A 15,370-nucleotide genomic window follows, 5' to 3' on the forward strand; every position below is an offset into this window, starting at 1 on the left:
TCGTAGTCGATCATCTGGGCGGCGCAATGACTACTGTCGAAGGACCGTCGGCAGCTGTTTCGTTTTGCCGACATACACCTCTGAATGACCGGGCCTTCCCTCGGGCAGTTTCATTCCTTCGGGAAACTGGAAAGTAACCGAGTGGCCACCTGCGAGACCAGCAGGATAGTGTGCAAAAGCCCGCATCGCCACATATGTTTCCCGGCCCCGTTCAACGAGAGACCCGTTCTGCAAGAGCTGCAGCAATCCCGCTTGTTGCGGAAGGATCCGGTACGGCTCGGCGATGCGAGTGGCGATAACGTCTTTGGCATCGATATTCACGACGCCACCAGGGCTGAAACTCCTAAGATTGGCAAGAGTTTGCTTGAATTGCATGATGCCGTCTTGTGACGGAAGTCCATCGAGGCTGAAGTCAGGCTTTTTCGCAGACCGACCGTCCTCGACTTCATCGGTGACCGCTCGGAAATCAGAAGGAAGGGCCATACTGAACGAAGTATAGCGTGAAATCATGCCATCGATATCGTGACCGATCAAAGACGTTAGCGCCTGTAGAAATTGGCGCGTTGTTGCGCTTCCGCTCTTGCCTTCAAAGCGACGACTGCATTCTCGATCCGAGACGAGCGTGACGACATCCTTGGGGACGCCCGTGACGCCAACCCCAGTCCATCCTGTACCATAGAAGGTTGTTACTCGCTCGACGTGCCCGGTCAAACGCCAGATCATTGGGGTAAAGGACGATACTGCCAAATAGATCGGCTCAGAACCAGCCGCGATCTCGATGGTTGCGATTTCGGTTACTTCATCCTGGCCAACAATGGAGACGTTCGAAAGAGTGCCTCCTTCATAGGCAGTGATCAGGTACACTTTCTGTCGTGCTGTAGCTTTCGGCAACCGACACTGCCGCTCCAAGCTATCTGCACGGGTGATCATCTCGCTCCGCGCTTGAAGTTCGCGTTTTTCTGTTGGGGATAGGAGACCGTCACCGTCTTTGTCGAAATAGGCGAAAGCTGCTGTTGCGAGTTCCTGAAGCTCGTCGGCTGTTAACTTCCCATCTTTATTGGGATCTAATTCCAGATACTTCTCAAGTTGAATAGACGAGCGGTCGCCTGAGAGATCATCACTCTGGTTCTGTGCGTATGTGAAAGCCTCATCAAAAGAGACCTTGCCATCGGCATTTGCGTCGGCACGAAGTAAGCCTGCTCTGGACCAAATCTCTTCTCGAAGATTGCTGAACTCTTGGGCGTCGACCACCCTGTCGGCGTTGACATCTCGCCCGAAGAACTCCGCCATTACTGCAGAAGTTCGGCCTGCTTTGTCGATCGCCTTTTTACGTTCAATATCGGTGGTCGTCAGCGTCCTGTGGTCTTGAGCGCCCTGCCTTAGGACAGACATTACCATCGAGATGTACGCTTCTCGATAGTGGGCGATCAATGAAGATCGCACGAGAACGTCGGGGGGACGCCTGGGTAGAGGCGTTTCCTGTGCCAGCCCATTTCCCGCAATCGATGCCATCGCAGCGCCCCAAATGAATGCCTTTCTCACGCGACACCTCTCCCATAAAGCAGTCAAATATATATCGCGTGAGTTGCAATATATTGCAAACTTGCCGTATAAAATGTGAATCAATGTTCGCGAAAGAATCGTGGGCCGTCTGCTACCGCAACGTACTTTGCGGCGATGTGGTATCGTGAACTCTGGCATTCGTTCGCAATTCCGCCACGCAACTGGTGGATGGAGGCTCAGATGACGACCTTTAGAGCGCTAGGACTGCTAGCGGTGGGCGCCATGGCGCTGACACTGTCGAACGCCACCGCCCAGTCGATCTCGCTGGACGAGGCGCGTGCCATCGCCAAGGACGCCTACGTCTGGGGTTTCCCGCTCGTCGACAACTATCGCATCCAATACTCCTATTTCGTCGACAAGGCTGGCTCAGAGTATAAGACGCCCTGGAACACAATCTTCAACAACGCGCGTGTCTACACGCCGGACGACAAGGCGATCCAGACGCCGAATTCGGACACGCCCTATTCCTACGTCGGGGCCGATCTGCGCGCCGAGCCGATCGTGCTCACAGTGCCGGAGGTCGATAAAGGGAGGTACTACTCTCTCCAGTTCATCGACATGTACACCTTCAACTTCGCCTATGTCGGAAGCCGCGCCACCGGCAACGAGGCAGGCAGCTTCCTGCTGGCTGGGCCGAACTGGAAAGGCGAGGCGCCAGCCGGCATCAAGGCGGTCATCCGCTCCGAGACCGAGTTCGACTTCGTGCTCTACCGGACGCAGCTCTTCGGACCCAACGACATCGACAATGTGAAGAAGATCCAGGCCGGCTACAAGGTCGAGCCGCTCTCAACTTTCCTCGGCCAGCCCGCTCCTTCTGCGCCGCCGGCGATCGACTTCATGAAGCCGCTGAGCGCTGCGGACGAGAAGACTTCTCTCGAATTCTTCAACGAGCTGAACTTCGTCCTGCAGTTCTGCCCTACCCATCCGTCGGAGACAGAACTCAGGGCACGCTTCGCTAGGCTTGGCATTGAACCCAGCAAGACGTTCGATCCCCGCGCCCTTTCTCCTGAGCTGCGCAAGGCGGTCGAGGCCGGTATGGCAGATGCGTGGGCGGCGGCCGACGAATACAAGCGGACCGAGGTCGACACCGGAAAGCGGACCAGCGGCGACAGTTTCGGCACGCGTGCATTCCTGAAAAACGACTACCTAACTCGTATGAGCGCGGCTCAGCTCGGCATCTACGGCAACTCGAAGGACGAGGCCATCTATCCGGCCTACTTTGTCGATGCCGACCACAAGCCGATGGACGGCTCCAATCGCTATGCCCTGCGCTTCGCGCCGGATCAGCTGCCGCCGGTCAACGCGTTCTGGTCGTTAACGCTCTACGAGCTACCGGCGAGCCTGCTGTCGGCCAACCCGCTTGACCGCTATCTCATCAACTCGCCGATGCTGCCGAACCTGAAGAAGGACGCCGACGGCGGTGTGACGCTCTACGTCCAGCACGAACCGCCAGGCGCCGGCAAGGAAGCCAACTGGCTACCGGCGCCGAGCGGGCTGTTCTTCCTGGCGATGCGCCTCTACTGGCCGAAACCCGAGGCACTCGACGGGACATGGAAAGCACCGCCACTGGAACGGGCGAAGTAGATACGAGTGAGGCCACGTGAAAACGAAGGTGATCGCTCTCGGGCTGGCTGCCAGCGCGTGGTGCGCTATAGGTCAATGTTGATCGTTTGTGCACTCCAGCAGCAGCAAACACCCTCGCCCAATCCGGGGGTCGATCCGGATTTTCGGCCGAAAAAGCTCAGAAAACCCACCATTTCGTGGGTACACCGGGGACATCATCGCCCACAATGGCGAGGTGGTAGTGCCAGCGCACCGTGCCATGCACGGCAACAAGGCTGTCGCTGTGATGGCCGCCAACAATGAGGATGCTAAGCGCTGTCCAGCTGGTGCTGGTGGCTGAGAGCCGACCGGGTGGACTGCTACGACGGATACCGAGCTAGTGCCCAATTTCGGTGCCCCAACCGGTGTCCCGAAATTTCCTAATTTCCTGATATTTCGGCTAAGTCATTGAAAAGATGGTGGGCCCGGAGGGACTCGAACCCCCAACCAAGCGGTTATGAGCCAGTGGGTCATCTTCGAAATCCGCTCAAGGCGATGGAACTTTCTCAATAGTTTTCAAAACCTCGACAGCATCGAATCTGAGAAGTTCGGATAGCTCCAAGAATTCAACAAGGTCAACTCTGCGCTGCCCGCTCTCCAACCGAGCGACAAACGACTGATATTCACCGAGCTTAGCGGCGAGCTCGACTTGCGTCAGGCCGGCAGCCTCACGCTTCGCGATCAGTAGCTCGATTAAGATCTTATGTCTTTCACTGCCTAAGGTCTTTGCCACGGGACACCCACCTGCGAGGAGATGGGGTCTTCCGTTATATCTGATTTTCAGTTATCTTAAATTCAGATATTTTGCGCGAGGCTGTGAAACCTTTGGAACTGCGCCAACTCACCTATTTCAAAGCGGTGGCCGAAGAACTGCACTTCGGCCGGGCGGCAGCCAGGATGCGCATTGCCCAGCCGGCCCTCAGCAATCATGTGATGTCGCTGGAAAGGGAGCTTGGCTGTCCGCTGTTCATCCGCTCGACCAGAAGGGTGGAACTGACCAGGGCAGGGGAGACCTTCTATGATCGCTGTGTGCGGATCTTAAGCGACATCGACCTAACCACCGAACTGACCCGGGCAGCCGGCGGCAGTCGCATCCGCCAGATCAGGATCGGCAGCATCTATCCGGCCACCATGGGCATGCTGCCAACCTTCCTTGCCAAGATCGCCCGCAAGTATCCCGATGTCCGCATCCACATCTCCTCCGGCAATACCGGCGAGATCATCCGCGGCCTGGAGACCGGCCAGCTCAATTTAGGCTTCATCCGGCCGGTGGAAAACATCGGCTCCTTGCGCTTCGTCTCGCTTGCCCATGAGCGCTACTATCTGGCGGTTGGCCATGCCAATCCGCTGGCAGCCAGGGACGAGATCAGCATCGATGATCTGCGCACTCAGAAGATCATCGCCTTCAACCGGCAGAACCTGTCGTTCACCGAACGCTACTTCAATGAGAAGTTCGCCGAATACGAGCTCACCGCCAACATTGCCTTCAGCTGCGATGATACCTATGCGCTGGTGTCGCTGGTCTCTGCCGGGCTTGGCATCGGCTTTGCGCCGGAATGGACGCTTGATCTTCCCAATCGCGGCTTCGAGCTGAAGAAGGTAAGCGGGATCGACTTTAGGATCGGGCTTGGCATTGCCTGGAACAGAGAAGACCCGACCGCTGGCCGCGACGATATCGTCGACATCGCACGGTCGCTGGCAAGGGCAGGGCGGTAAGGCACTTTCTGCGACCTCGTCGGCGATCACAAAAGCGGCGCAATCGAGATTCTATCGAGGCGCTCAAACAGCTGCGGACGTTCTTTCAGGACCGGCGAGCAGAGAAGCAAGGAGCGCGGCCGGTTTTTTCCAGGCATGGCGAAATCATGGCCAAGGCGATGAAGCTATCCAGCAAGTCCATCAGGATGGCAGCATGAAAGCGACGGCAGTATCACGTTGCAGCAAGCTGAACGGCCGACCTCGCATCTTCGGCTCCAATTCGGCCATCAGTAACGGCCCGGCATGCTTCCCAAGCACGTATCCATTTGGGAGCGCTTTGATTTGGTTCATGGATCAGCCAGTTGATGGCTTCCTCGGGGGAGCCGACAACAATACGGATGCGATTGTCGCCGAGGACGAGGGGCTTCTTCCATCGATGTACCAACATGGCCGCGCTCCGATTTTGAGGATGTCACAAAGGCCGATCCGCGGCAGCCCAACACCAAGGAAGACGGAGCCGCGGGCCAGCCAGTTTGCGGGAGATACCCACGCCGTTCCCGGCAGTCATTGGGGCAATGCTCCACTCTGCAAGAGAGATGGACATCCCGGTCAATAATGGAAGAGGGCAATTTGCCCCGCCATAGAGGAGCCGTTAGTTGTGGGGAGCCTTCATTAAGCCGAGCATCGCCGCCATACTGATTTTTGGGCCTACAGGGATTGGGTTCCCATTCCTCGATGACTTTTCTCTCGGCACTGTTTGAGAGCAGGTACTGCGTACTCCTTCTCCCCTTTGTTTTATTGTTTGGGTTATTAGGTCAGTTGCTGATCAGGCTAGCTGAAGCCCACTTTCGTAAGTAGGCTTGGTGACCGTTTCTGGTGGGCGCATTCCGGACGAAGCCGAGCCCTGCAGTCGTCCCAAATAGGTCGCTCAGTTTCGTGAGAGGCGCCGAGTTTAGATGCGCAGGCTGTCATCCAACCAGACCCGAAAACCGCCGCGGAAGGCGTTGTCGTTATTGCCGCGGCGGCACTTCGGGGGCAGTTCCTTCAGCCGTTCGACATTGCCGCCGCCGATGACGATGTAGTCCGGCAGAAGGGCAGCACCCAAGCGGTCGGCGATGTCGAATACAGATTTTCGCCATTTTCCCTTGCCGCGACGCTCCAGGCCGCGTTCGCCCACGTAGTCCTCGAATGTCGCCTTTCGGTAGGGCATGTGCGCCAGTTCCAGAGGCATGCAAACGTTCTCGGCGATAATGGCCGAACCGAGGCCAGTGCCGAGGCCGAGAAAGAGCATGCGGCCCGCCTCGTAGCTGCCGATCGCCTGCATGAGTGCGTCGTTGACCATCCGCACTGGTCGACCAAACGCTGCTTCGAAATCAAAATTCTTCCAGCCCGGCCCGAGGTTAAACGGATCGGCGGCGGCCCGATGGGCGATAACCGGTCCGGGATATCCCATCGCGACAAGGTCGTAGTGCCAGTCTTCGGTGAGCTTGCGCAGTGCCGCCACCATCTTGGCCGCTGTCATCTGATGGCCAGATTCGACAGCGCGCCGTTCGCTGCCGCTGCTGAGTTCAACCTTCACATGCGACCCGCCGATATCGATGGCAAGCACAGTGCGATCAGCCGGCCCGGTGCTCGCCTGGGGCTTGTCATGCTTGCGCTCTTGCGATGCTGCGATTGTTTCAGTCGTCCCAGCCATGTTCTGCGCTCCTCTACGGGCCGTGCCCACAATTGCTCCCGCATTGCGCTATCGGGGTCAAGATCAGGACTGGCTGTCAAGTTCCAGAAGGCAATGGGGCGTCGCTTGATTTCAAGCCGACGATGGCTCACTGAAGAAAGTGCATTTTGAACGGAGGATCAGCAGTTGGCCTTTCCGACATTGCCCCCCGGTGCTCTTGTCCCACCAGGTGCACCCGGTATCGAGCCCCGTTGGACTTCGAGCGACAAGAGCGCGGTTGGCACCGCCGTCAGCGTGGCCAGCCGCGTTTGGTTCACGGCAAGCCACGGAATCCTTAACGAGATCTACGCGCCGCGGCTCGATATGGCCTGCGTCCGCGATTTCGGCTTCATCGTGACGGCGGACGGCTATTTCTCCGAGGAGAAGCGCGACGCTGATCATCAAGTACATGCGGTCGAGGACGGTGTTCCGGCGTTTCGTCTCGTCAACACCGCCCGCGACGGCCGCTATCGGATCTCAAAGACCATCCTTTCAGACCCTGAGCGCGAGGTGGTGTTGCAGGACCTCCGTTTTGAGGCGTTGGCCGGCAAGCATTCTGATTACCGGCTACATGCACTTATTGCCCCGCATCTCGTCAACGGCGGCGCCGATAACACAGCCTGGTATGGTGATTTCAAGGGTCGGCCCATGCTCTTCGCCGAAGGCTCGGGACGGGCGCTTGCGATTGCTGCCTCTGTCCCCTGGCTTGCGCGGTCGGCGGGCTATGCCGGCTTCTCCGATGGCTGGCAGGCTTTGTCGCGCGGGGAGGAGCTGAAGGAGGAATACCACTGTGCGCCGTCGGGCAACGTCGCGCTATCGGGGACACTCGACATGGAGGCGACTGAAGGGCGGGCGCAGATCGCCATCGGTTTCGGCACGCAGCCCGAGGAAGCTGCTTTGCGGGCCATTCTCAGCCTGGAACAAGGTGTCGAGCCGGCGCTGAAGCATTTTCGCAATGGCTGGCGGGACTGGCAGGGGGGATTGCTTGCCCTCGACGAGCCCCATGAACCTGGCCAATTGAACCGGTTCCGCGTCAGCACCGGCGTGCTCGCCACTCACCGTGACGATGCCTCGGGCGCCATCATAGCGAGCCTTTCCATCCCCTGGGGTTTCAACAAGAGCGACGACGACCTCGGCGGCTACCATCTCGTCTGGACGCGCGACCTGGTGGAAACGGCGGGCGGGTTGCTTGCCGCGGGTGCGGGAACCGACGCGCGTGCGGTGCTCAACTATCTTTCTGCGATCCAGGAAGCCGATGGCCATTGGGTGCAGAATGCTTGGCTCGACGGCCGCCCCTACTGGCATGGCATCCAGATGGACGAGACGGCGTTTCCCATCCTGCTTTACGACATGCTGCTGCGCGCCGGCGAGATCGACGCGTCGGGGGCTGGCCGATATCTGCCGATGATCGAGGCTGCTGCGGCCTATATTGTCAGAAACGGTCCCGCCACCCAGCAGGATCGTTGGGAGGAAGATGCCGGTTACTCTCCCTTTACGCTCGCCGTCGAGATCGCCGGGTTGCTCGCGGCGGCCGACGCGGTGGAGGCGGCCGGGCGATTATCGGCGGCGCAATACCTTCGCGAGGTAGCCGACGGCTGGAGCGAGCGGATCGAGGAATGGACTTACGCCTCCGACACGGAATTGTCGCGCCGGCTGGGCATCGATGGCTACTATGTGCGGATCGCCACCGCGACGGACAGTAGCTCCTCGCTCGGTCGCGACTTCATCCCGATCCGCAACCGCGACGACGGCGCGGCCGTCATCGAAGCGGATCTGCTTCTCAGCCCCGATGCGCTTGCCCTTGTTCGGTTCGGTCTTCGATCCGCGGACGATCCGCGTATCCTCGGTACTGTGGCGGCGATCGACGCCGAGTTGCGGCGCGATCTTCCGGCCGGACCCTACTGGTATCGGTACAATGATGACGGCTATGGCGAGCGCAACGACGGCGCCCCCTTCGCCGGCAGCGGCGTCGGCAGGCTCTGGCCGCTTCTGACCGGTGAACGCGCGCACTATGAACTCGCCGCCGGGCGACCGGACGAGGCGCGGCGCCTGCTGGCGGCACTGGAAGCCTCGGCAAGCGACGGCGGCCTGCTGCCCGAGCAGATTTGGGATAGCGAGGACGTGCCCGAACGCGAGCTTTTTCTTGGCCGCCCCTCCGGCAGCGCCATGCCCTTGGTCTGGGCCCATGCGGAACACATCAAATTGCTGCGCTCGATCCGCGATGGCGTCATTTTCGACATGCCACCCCAGACCGTTGCCCGCTATGTCGCAGGTCAGCCGCCGATCGCTCCTTTCACCTGGCGCCTGACCGACAAGCGGACCGTGATGGCGGCAGGACGTAGCCTGCGCATTGAACTGAGTGAGACTGCCTTGGTGCATTGGTCGACCGACGCTTGGGCTAGTGTCACGGACTGCCATACTCGCGACACGGGCTTTGGCACCCATATCTGCGACTTGCCGACCAAAATGCTCGGCCCAGGCATCATCGTCTTCACCATCTTCTGGACGGCTAGGCAGCAGTGGGAAGGCACCGATTTCCACATCGAGGTGATTTGAGACTCCCATGTGCCGGGCGAGACGGCAGAATCGCGAAGACACCGCCGGCGCTCGCAGCCGAACAGCGCGATACCGGGAACCCCGCAAGAAGGTTGTCAGAAACTGGCCGCGTTGCGAGAAGCAGCCCGCGAGCACGCCGACACGTTCCTTGTCGCCACGACATGATCGACACCGATCAGCGCGAGGTGACACCGGGGTTGCGCGAGCAACCCTGACAGCCATTCTCATTTGTCTTTGAATAACGGTCCCGCCTCTATCTTGGACGCGGGCGCGTGACGCGATACGGTGCGGAAAAGTCAGGTTGGGGGCCGAATGGACACGCTCAATATCGCGTCGATTGTCTTCTTCATCGTCGTCTGGATTGCGATCGAGCCTTTAATGGCGCTGGGATGGCCAAGGCCAAACGATAGCCTCTCCGTAGACATGGTACGCGTCCGCGCGGCATGGATGCGAGAAACGCTGACGCGCGACAACAACTTCATTGGCGACGCTGCGATCCTCGGGCACACGATCAACTCGGCTTCGTTCTTCGGATCGGCGAACCTGATCGTTATCGTTGGCCTGAGCGGCGCCCTGTTCATGGAACCCAACTACGGCAGTGGCAATGGGCTGATCACAATGTTCGCGGCCAAGGATCCAGCCTGGCTGTTTCAGACGAAAGTTCTGCTTATAATCGCCACGCTCCTCAGGGGGCTTTCAGACTTCATCTGGGCCGTTCGCCAGCTAAATTACTGCCTTGCTGCCATCGGCGCCAGTCCGTCACGACAAGAAGAACGCGATATTGCGGCTTGGACCGAAGCGCTTACGATGGTCCTCAATCCGGCACTTCGGTCGTTTAGCGTGGGCGTGAGGTCGTACTACTTTACAGTCGCGGCGGCCTTCTGGTTTCTGGGTCCGATACCGTTCGTTGCGGCGACGGTGCTCGGTGTCTGCCTTTTGATATGGCGCCAGTCCTGGTCGGACACCGCTAAGGGCATGATGGCGATACGGAAGCTCTTGGACTGAGATTACAGGTGAGCGGTGGCGGAGCCGTGTCGCATTAGCTGCGCAAAGCGATCAGGCTTTCCGATCCCTGAGTGCAGGCGGCAGGAGTCCGGCCGAGAAATCCTGCTAGCACACAGGCCGCAAAAAACGGTAGATCGCGAGGGCCATCTCACTCTACTGGATTCCTGGAGCCGGCTCCAAGGGCAACGGCTGACCTCGACGCTTTGCTTCGACGATTGCCTCGTCCATCGCTTGCTTGATGAGGAAGCTGAGGACTTCCGAGATGCCGTCGGCGAAGTACTCCTGCTCGGCATCGCCGCTCATGTTGACGAAGGGCAGCACGGCAATCGAGAGTTCCGGCGGCACTACGGTCGACGGACGAGCAGCGGGGCCGGTGATCACCACCCGCTTTGCCTCCGCAGCGGCACCCACCTCGATCGAGTACACCCGGATCGGCTCGGCGATGTTCTTGAGTTGCATCACACCAAGATCGCTGACGGATAGATCGAGCCTTGCCCTGACCTGGCGATAGGCATCCTCGGAAAGGCAAATGGCGCTAGGGGCCGCGATACCCTCGAGACGGGAGGCAATGTTGATGCCGTCACCCATCAGGTCGCCATCGCTTTCCTCTACTACGTCACCCAGATGGACGCCGATATTGAACTCGATGCGCCGATCCTGTTGGACCCCGGCATTGCGCTCGGCCATGCCGTTCTGCACCTCGAGGGCGCAGCGCACGGCATCGACAACGCTGCGGAATTCGACCAGCGCTCCATCTCCGGTGCGCTTAATAACACGGCCGTTGTGCACGGCGATGGTTGGATCGATCAGGTCGCTGCGCAGTGCCCGCAACCTTGCAAGGGTGCGGTCTTCGTCCTCGCTGGCGAGCCGGCTGTATCCGACTACGTCCGCGGCCAGAATTGCGGCCAGCTTGCGGTTCTCGCTCATAGAGCCGTCCCTCATCTCCACGATAGCAGGAAGATGAGGCAGGGGAACGTCCGATATTTCGATACCTGTCGGCCTGCAACTCGCCGTGAACGTGGCGGGCGGGCAAACCCTTCCTATTGTGTCGGCCTGGAACTCCACGAGTGCGATGTTCAATAGCCATGAACAAGCTGGGGCGATAAATGCGCTATGTCCTCGCTGGCCTGTTGGCCATCGTTTTTGCCTTTCCCGCGGTACCGGCTGAAATGAGACGGGATGGTGGTGCCGATGGTATCGACCTCATCTCGGTCAGAGGCGTTCTCGATGAAGGTGACGACGCTCTAATGCCATCGATCTCTGTAACCGCGCGCGCCCCCCGGCACGAGAATACTGGTCATCTGATCGTACCTTCCGGCGCAAAGTGGGGCGCCGACGATCCGTTCGATCTGTGCTCTTTATGCACTAGGCGCCTATGTGAGGCGTCTCTACTATACGATTCGCTGCCTACTGTAAGGTTTGCCGGTCCATGAGAGGGGACTTCTTGATGAGCAGAATTCTAGTCGTCATCATTGCAATATTTGCCGTTGCCAACCTGAGCGCTTGCGGGACGATTGGCAAAGGCAAGGGGAAAGCCCCTCCGCCGGCAGAAGCGGTCTACAAGTAGCCACTGGCCTTTCGCATTGGGGAAGAGCCAGTTGGCTCTTCCCCGCATAACCTCGCCAGGCTTGACCCGGTTTGCAACTCACGGTGGAAGGAGTGGCGTATCGCTATATGTCAAGCCTGCGCTCGTCGGGGCTCGCAATTGGAGTGTAGTGATGACTCTTGGAAGAGGCGGTCTATCGCTTGTTATTCTGCTGGCGTTCGCGTTATCATCCTGCCAGACGGAAGATAAAAGTCCCCAACCGCGTTTCACGTCCAACAGCAGCGGCACGAAAGCCGCCGCCGCTCAGGACAAATCTGGCGGCATGGAAGCTGCCGGCGCCCAGGACAAACGACATTTCATCGAGTTCCGTTCGCGCTACGCGCTCACCTATGGGCACACCTACGTCGTCTTCGGACAGATGGACAAGGACGGAAATATGATCGATCCGGAGGTCGCCGGCCTTGCACCGGCCTCGATCGATGCCGCGCCCTATGTCATTGGCCACTTCCTGCCGGTTCCGGCCACAACCGGGCAGACCGACGGTGATCTCGAAGAGGAGTACAGGTCGGCAAGTTGGCGGGTCATACTCACGGACGACGAATATAATGACGTTGTCGCCTTCATCCGCAAACAGCAGGCCAACTCGCATTTCTGGCAAGCGTCGGTCGACAATTGCAACAACTGGGTAGGCGAAATCGCACGACACATGGGTTACAAGACGCCCGGCATCTGGCTCAGACCACAACAGTTCATTACAAATCTTCGAGAGATGAACACGACCGATTCGACCAGCCATGCTGCATAATGTGGGTCTTTAGACGTTGTGGGTGACGCCACGCGAAATGCTTGTCGTCAGACAGGTAGCTCTCCATCTCCCGCCTGCAGCGGTTGAAGTCGTCCTCATCATCAAAGGCGCTGTAGCGCCCAACGCAGTAATGCTGATCTGGCTTCGAGCAATAGCCCGCAGATGCCGCGCCGATTTGGAGAAAAGCCCCAAGCATCCCAAAACTACAATTCTCATAAAGCTTCCCCGACCCAAGGCTTCTGTCCGCGGAGCCTACGCAACTAGGAATTGACTGTGTAGTGAGGTCGCAATGTCCGAAGGTTGCAACCCGCACAATCCACAGGACGTCGAAGGAACCCTATAGGTCAGGAAAGGAGAGTATTGCTTCGGCAAATGCCTTCATTGTCGCGGAGCGGTCAGCTTGGATCATGAGCTTCGCTATTTTTGGAAAATCGGCTGAGTTTAGGTGCACCTCGAAATTTCGTGCCATATTCGGCGTATCGATGTTTGACCACATGTGAACGCCCCAACCCACGGTGGATTCCCGGATTGAGGCGAACAAGGGACCCCGACCGTCACCCTCGTCTTTGCTGCTCCAAATTCCGAAAGAATATTCCAGTTCCATCCAATGCCCCCCAAGCCAACTCGATGTCGATTTCTAAAACACATGGTCTGAAGGCTGCCGTCAATGGTTGCCTTCCTCATCCGAAACCCAAGCTCCGGGCTGTTGACGTCGGCGTCTCCGCGTCGTTGTCTCCAACGCTGCCGTCGGGCTACATCCAAAAGCGGCGCATTCACTCTGCTTGTGCGAGAAAGCGCGGCGCTCGTCCTGGTGAGGCAGAACGGCGACAACTTTAGTCGTGCGTGGTGACTGACCTGAGCGTGGGTACGTCAGCCACTAACACGCTCATCGCTCTTTCCGTCCCTACCGGCATTGTCGTCCAGCCGAAGATGGAACTTCGAACGATCCTAAACCAAAGCACCACGGCGACGATCCAGTTCGGCCACGGCTCGAGAGCGCATCAAGCCATATCGTTCGATGCAATACAGGTCAGGTTGGCGATGATGCAGTGGCCATCAATGGCGGGTTCTCCACGAATACGTCCCGCCAGCTGAACCATAGCCGCGACGTTCCTGTCGGCAGCATCAACCTGTTCACATTGGTAACTTCCGGCTGGATCGATACTCGAGGGTGGTACAATGGCCTACGTTCAACGTGAGAGCGGCACTGTCGTTAGCGTCTACCGCAACCCTCAGGAAGGCTTTGCCGAAGAGGCGCTTGCGGACGACAATGCGGAAGTAGCGGCGTTCCTCAACCCGCCTCCGCCTCCTGTCGATAGCGTCTCGGCGCGGCAATTCAAGATGCAGCTCGTCATCGCCGGTATCAAGCCGCAGGTCGATGCACGGATCGCCCAATAAAGCGAGCTTGTTCAGAGTGCCTATGAGTACTCCGGCACGTTCGTCCCGACTGAGCCCATGATGGCGACGGGCTTTATCGCCATGGGCTTCACAGAAAAGCAAATCGACGCGTTCTTCACGGCAGCATCGAGAAATGTGGGGCGTCCAAAGGCGCCTCACTCAGTGCCGGCGACTGGGGTGCTTCCGTGCATCCCGCTCGCGGCGGAACACGGGGACGGTCAAGCCGACCTCAACAGAACTATATCTTGCGCAAGGATCCGCGCTTCGCTCACGGACACACCGTACGACGCCATCAGCAACAAACTCAATGCGACTGGGCGCGGAACAGGTGCGTCGCCAGTTCCCCACCGGCGGCTCGCAACTTCATCTACGTCGAAAAGCTCTTGGACGGCGCTTGCCGTCAATCCCGTGACAGCCAGCGTCGCCCTGTATTCGGACGGTGTCATTTGATTCGTTCCCAGCGCGATTTGCTTGCGCTTTATTTCGTTAAAACCATCATCCGCTTTCGTCTAGTTGCGCGATAGCTAATAAGCGACAATGGTCGTTCTAATGGCGACATTTGAACGGTTTCGCTTTTTCGGGGACCGAGGCCGCCCCCGACCGGCGACCTGGACCGCGTGGGAGAGGCGCACTGGCCTTGTTTGGGGTTCCGCATGGCAGTGCGCCTCTCCGCTTGCGGAAGAGTTTGCAAGCTATCTTAAAATATCGCCCCGCAGAAAAAGTGGGACGCCATCGTTTGCCTTAATACGACTAAATAATTTGGGGGAATCAAGAGGTCCGCAGGGGTTCGCGGACCTCCGAGCATTGTTACAGAGGCCAAATTTGGGCCACGCCCATAAGAGCACAACCGACCATCCATCGCACGTACTGCAATAGTGGTATCAGAACCTACCGCTAGTAGAAAACTCTAACGGGATAGGCGTAGTGGCCGACCGAGAGTCGAGAGCTGGATCTGCAACATTCACTTTCCGACAAATCTGGGAGCCTTAAAGGCAGCGTCGGTCTATCCCCCCGGTCGTTGCTCTCGTACCTGGATGGGGTCTGGCAGGTGAATCGATTACACTAGTGCAAGCAATGGGCTCTGCGCTCGTGATAGCAGGCATCTTCTTTGCGATCCGCGATCGATGACCAGGATTGACGACCCACGGTCCAACTGGACCCTCAGCCTGCCACGGCCAAAGATGGGCGTGGCGGCAAGTCCTGCTCAGGGTGAAGGAACGCCTGAAGGCGCATCATCCACTTCGGCCGCCTGCACGGCCTCGATCGTCCTGACCAGTTGGGCGCGCACCTGATGCAATTCACACGCCAACACTGCCGTGTCGGGCCGGTCAGAGTCGAGCACCCAGTCCAATGCCTCATCAATCCCCTTAATCAACTCCTTGCTGACTTTAATAATTTCATCGCGGCGCTCAACGTTGGTGGCCCATGTCTTTATCGACATCATTACCTTTTTCGGCCAGCGGCCCGGAAGGCCAGGAGACCCGTT

General features: G+C 58.6%; 12 protein-coding genes and 1 pseudogene. 7 read left to right on the forward strand and 6 right to left on the reverse strand.

What is annotated here, in order from left to right:
* Window positions 1–30: 30 nt before the first annotated feature.
* Entirely contained in the window at window positions 31–1,542 is a 1,512-nt protein-coding gene (locus AS026_RS04405) for an EF-hand domain-containing protein (RefSeq protein WP_062368712.1), read from the reverse strand.
* A 201-nt stretch (window positions 1,543–1,743) separates the two neighbouring features.
* Between AS026_RS04405 and AS026_RS04410 the strand changes: the two genes are divergently transcribed.
* Window positions 1,744–3,147, forward strand: a complete 1,404-nt coding sequence (locus tag AS026_RS04410) for a DUF1254 domain-containing protein (protein WP_062368713.1) — start codon at window positions 1,744–1,746, stop codon at window positions 3,145–3,147.
* A gap of 505 nt (window positions 3,148–3,652) precedes the next feature.
* Here AS026_RS04410 and AS026_RS04415 read toward each other — a convergent pair.
* The gene (locus tag AS026_RS04415; protein ID WP_025662523.1) at window positions 3,653–3,898 is read right to left on the reverse strand and encodes a helix-turn-helix domain-containing protein; all 246 of its coding nucleotides are present in this window, start codon (window positions 3,896–3,898) and stop codon (window positions 3,653–3,655) included.
* A gap of 92 nt (window positions 3,899–3,990) precedes the next feature.
* On the opposite strand from AS026_RS04415, the gene AS026_RS04420 reads away from it, so the two are divergent.
* The gene (locus AS026_RS04420) at window positions 3,991–4,881 is read left to right on the forward strand and encodes a LysR family transcriptional regulator (protein ID WP_062368714.1); all 891 of its coding nucleotides are present in this window, start codon (window positions 3,991–3,993) and stop codon (window positions 4,879–4,881) included.
* 211 nt (window positions 4,882–5,092) lie between these two features.
* Here the strand turns inward: AS026_RS04420 and AS026_RS04425 are convergent, their stop codons facing one another.
* On the reverse strand, window positions 5,093–5,308 hold the full coding sequence (locus AS026_RS04425) for a DUF982 domain-containing protein (protein WP_062368715.1): 216 nt from the start codon (window positions 5,306–5,308) through the stop codon (window positions 5,093–5,095).
* Between the two features lie 504 nt (window positions 5,309–5,812).
* Window positions 5,813–6,556: an ROK family protein gene (locus AS026_RS04430; RefSeq protein WP_062368716.1), complete on the reverse strand. Its 744-nt coding sequence runs from the start codon at window positions 6,554–6,556 to the stop codon at window positions 5,813–5,815.
* 165 nt (window positions 6,557–6,721) lie between these two features.
* Here AS026_RS04430 and AS026_RS04435 point away from each other — a divergent pair, with 165 nt between their 5' ends.
* Both AS026_RS04435 and AS026_RS04440 read left to right on the forward strand, forming a co-directional pair.
* Window positions 6,722–9,130, forward strand: a complete 2,409-nt coding sequence (locus AS026_RS04435; RefSeq protein ID WP_062368717.1) for a glucan 1,4-alpha-glucosidase — start codon at window positions 6,722–6,724, stop codon at window positions 9,128–9,130.
* Window positions 9,131–9,442: 312 nt separating this feature from the next.
* Complete coding sequence (locus tag AS026_RS04440; protein WP_062368718.1) at window positions 9,443–10,135, forward strand: DUF599 domain-containing protein; 693 nt, start codon at window positions 9,443–9,445, stop codon at window positions 10,133–10,135.
* A 255-nt stretch (window positions 10,136–10,390) separates the two neighbouring features.
* Here AS026_RS04440 and AS026_RS04445 read toward each other — a convergent pair.
* Window positions 10,391–11,062: pseudogene (locus AS026_RS04445) on the reverse strand (adenylate/guanylate cyclase domain-containing protein); the annotation flags it as partial.
* A gap of 520 nt (window positions 11,063–11,582) precedes the next feature.
* Between AS026_RS04445 and AS026_RS39270 the strand changes: the two are divergent.
* The 3 genes from AS026_RS39270 (at window position 11,583) to AS026_RS43010 (ending at window position 13,884) form a co-directional block, all read left to right on the forward strand.
* Window positions 11,583–11,702: an ABC transporter gene (locus AS026_RS39270; protein ID WP_082728429.1), complete on the forward strand. Its 120-nt coding sequence runs from the start codon at window positions 11,583–11,585 to the stop codon at window positions 11,700–11,702.
* Window positions 11,703–11,853: 151 nt separating this feature from the next.
* Window positions 11,854–12,486: a hypothetical protein gene (locus tag AS026_RS04450; RefSeq protein WP_062368719.1), complete on the forward strand. Its 633-nt coding sequence runs from the start codon at window positions 11,854–11,856 to the stop codon at window positions 12,484–12,486.
* 1,179 nt (window positions 12,487–13,665) lie between these two features.
* The gene (locus tag AS026_RS43010) at window positions 13,666–13,884 is read left to right on the forward strand and encodes a hypothetical protein (protein WP_063805899.1); all 219 of its coding nucleotides are present in this window, start codon (window positions 13,666–13,668) and stop codon (window positions 13,882–13,884) included.
* Between the two features lie 1,204 nt (window positions 13,885–15,088).
* Here the strand turns inward: AS026_RS43010 and AS026_RS04470 are convergent.
* The gene (locus tag AS026_RS04470; protein ID WP_062368721.1) at window positions 15,089–15,328 is read right to left on the reverse strand and encodes a hypothetical protein; all 240 of its coding nucleotides are present in this window, start codon (window positions 15,326–15,328) and stop codon (window positions 15,089–15,091) included.
* Between the last annotated feature and the right edge of the window lie 42 nt (window positions 15,329–15,370).

This window comes from Rhizobium altiplani, from assembly GCF_001542405.1.
Classification (GTDB): Bacteria; Pseudomonadota; Alphaproteobacteria; order Rhizobiales; family Rhizobiaceae; genus Rhizobium; species Rhizobium altiplani.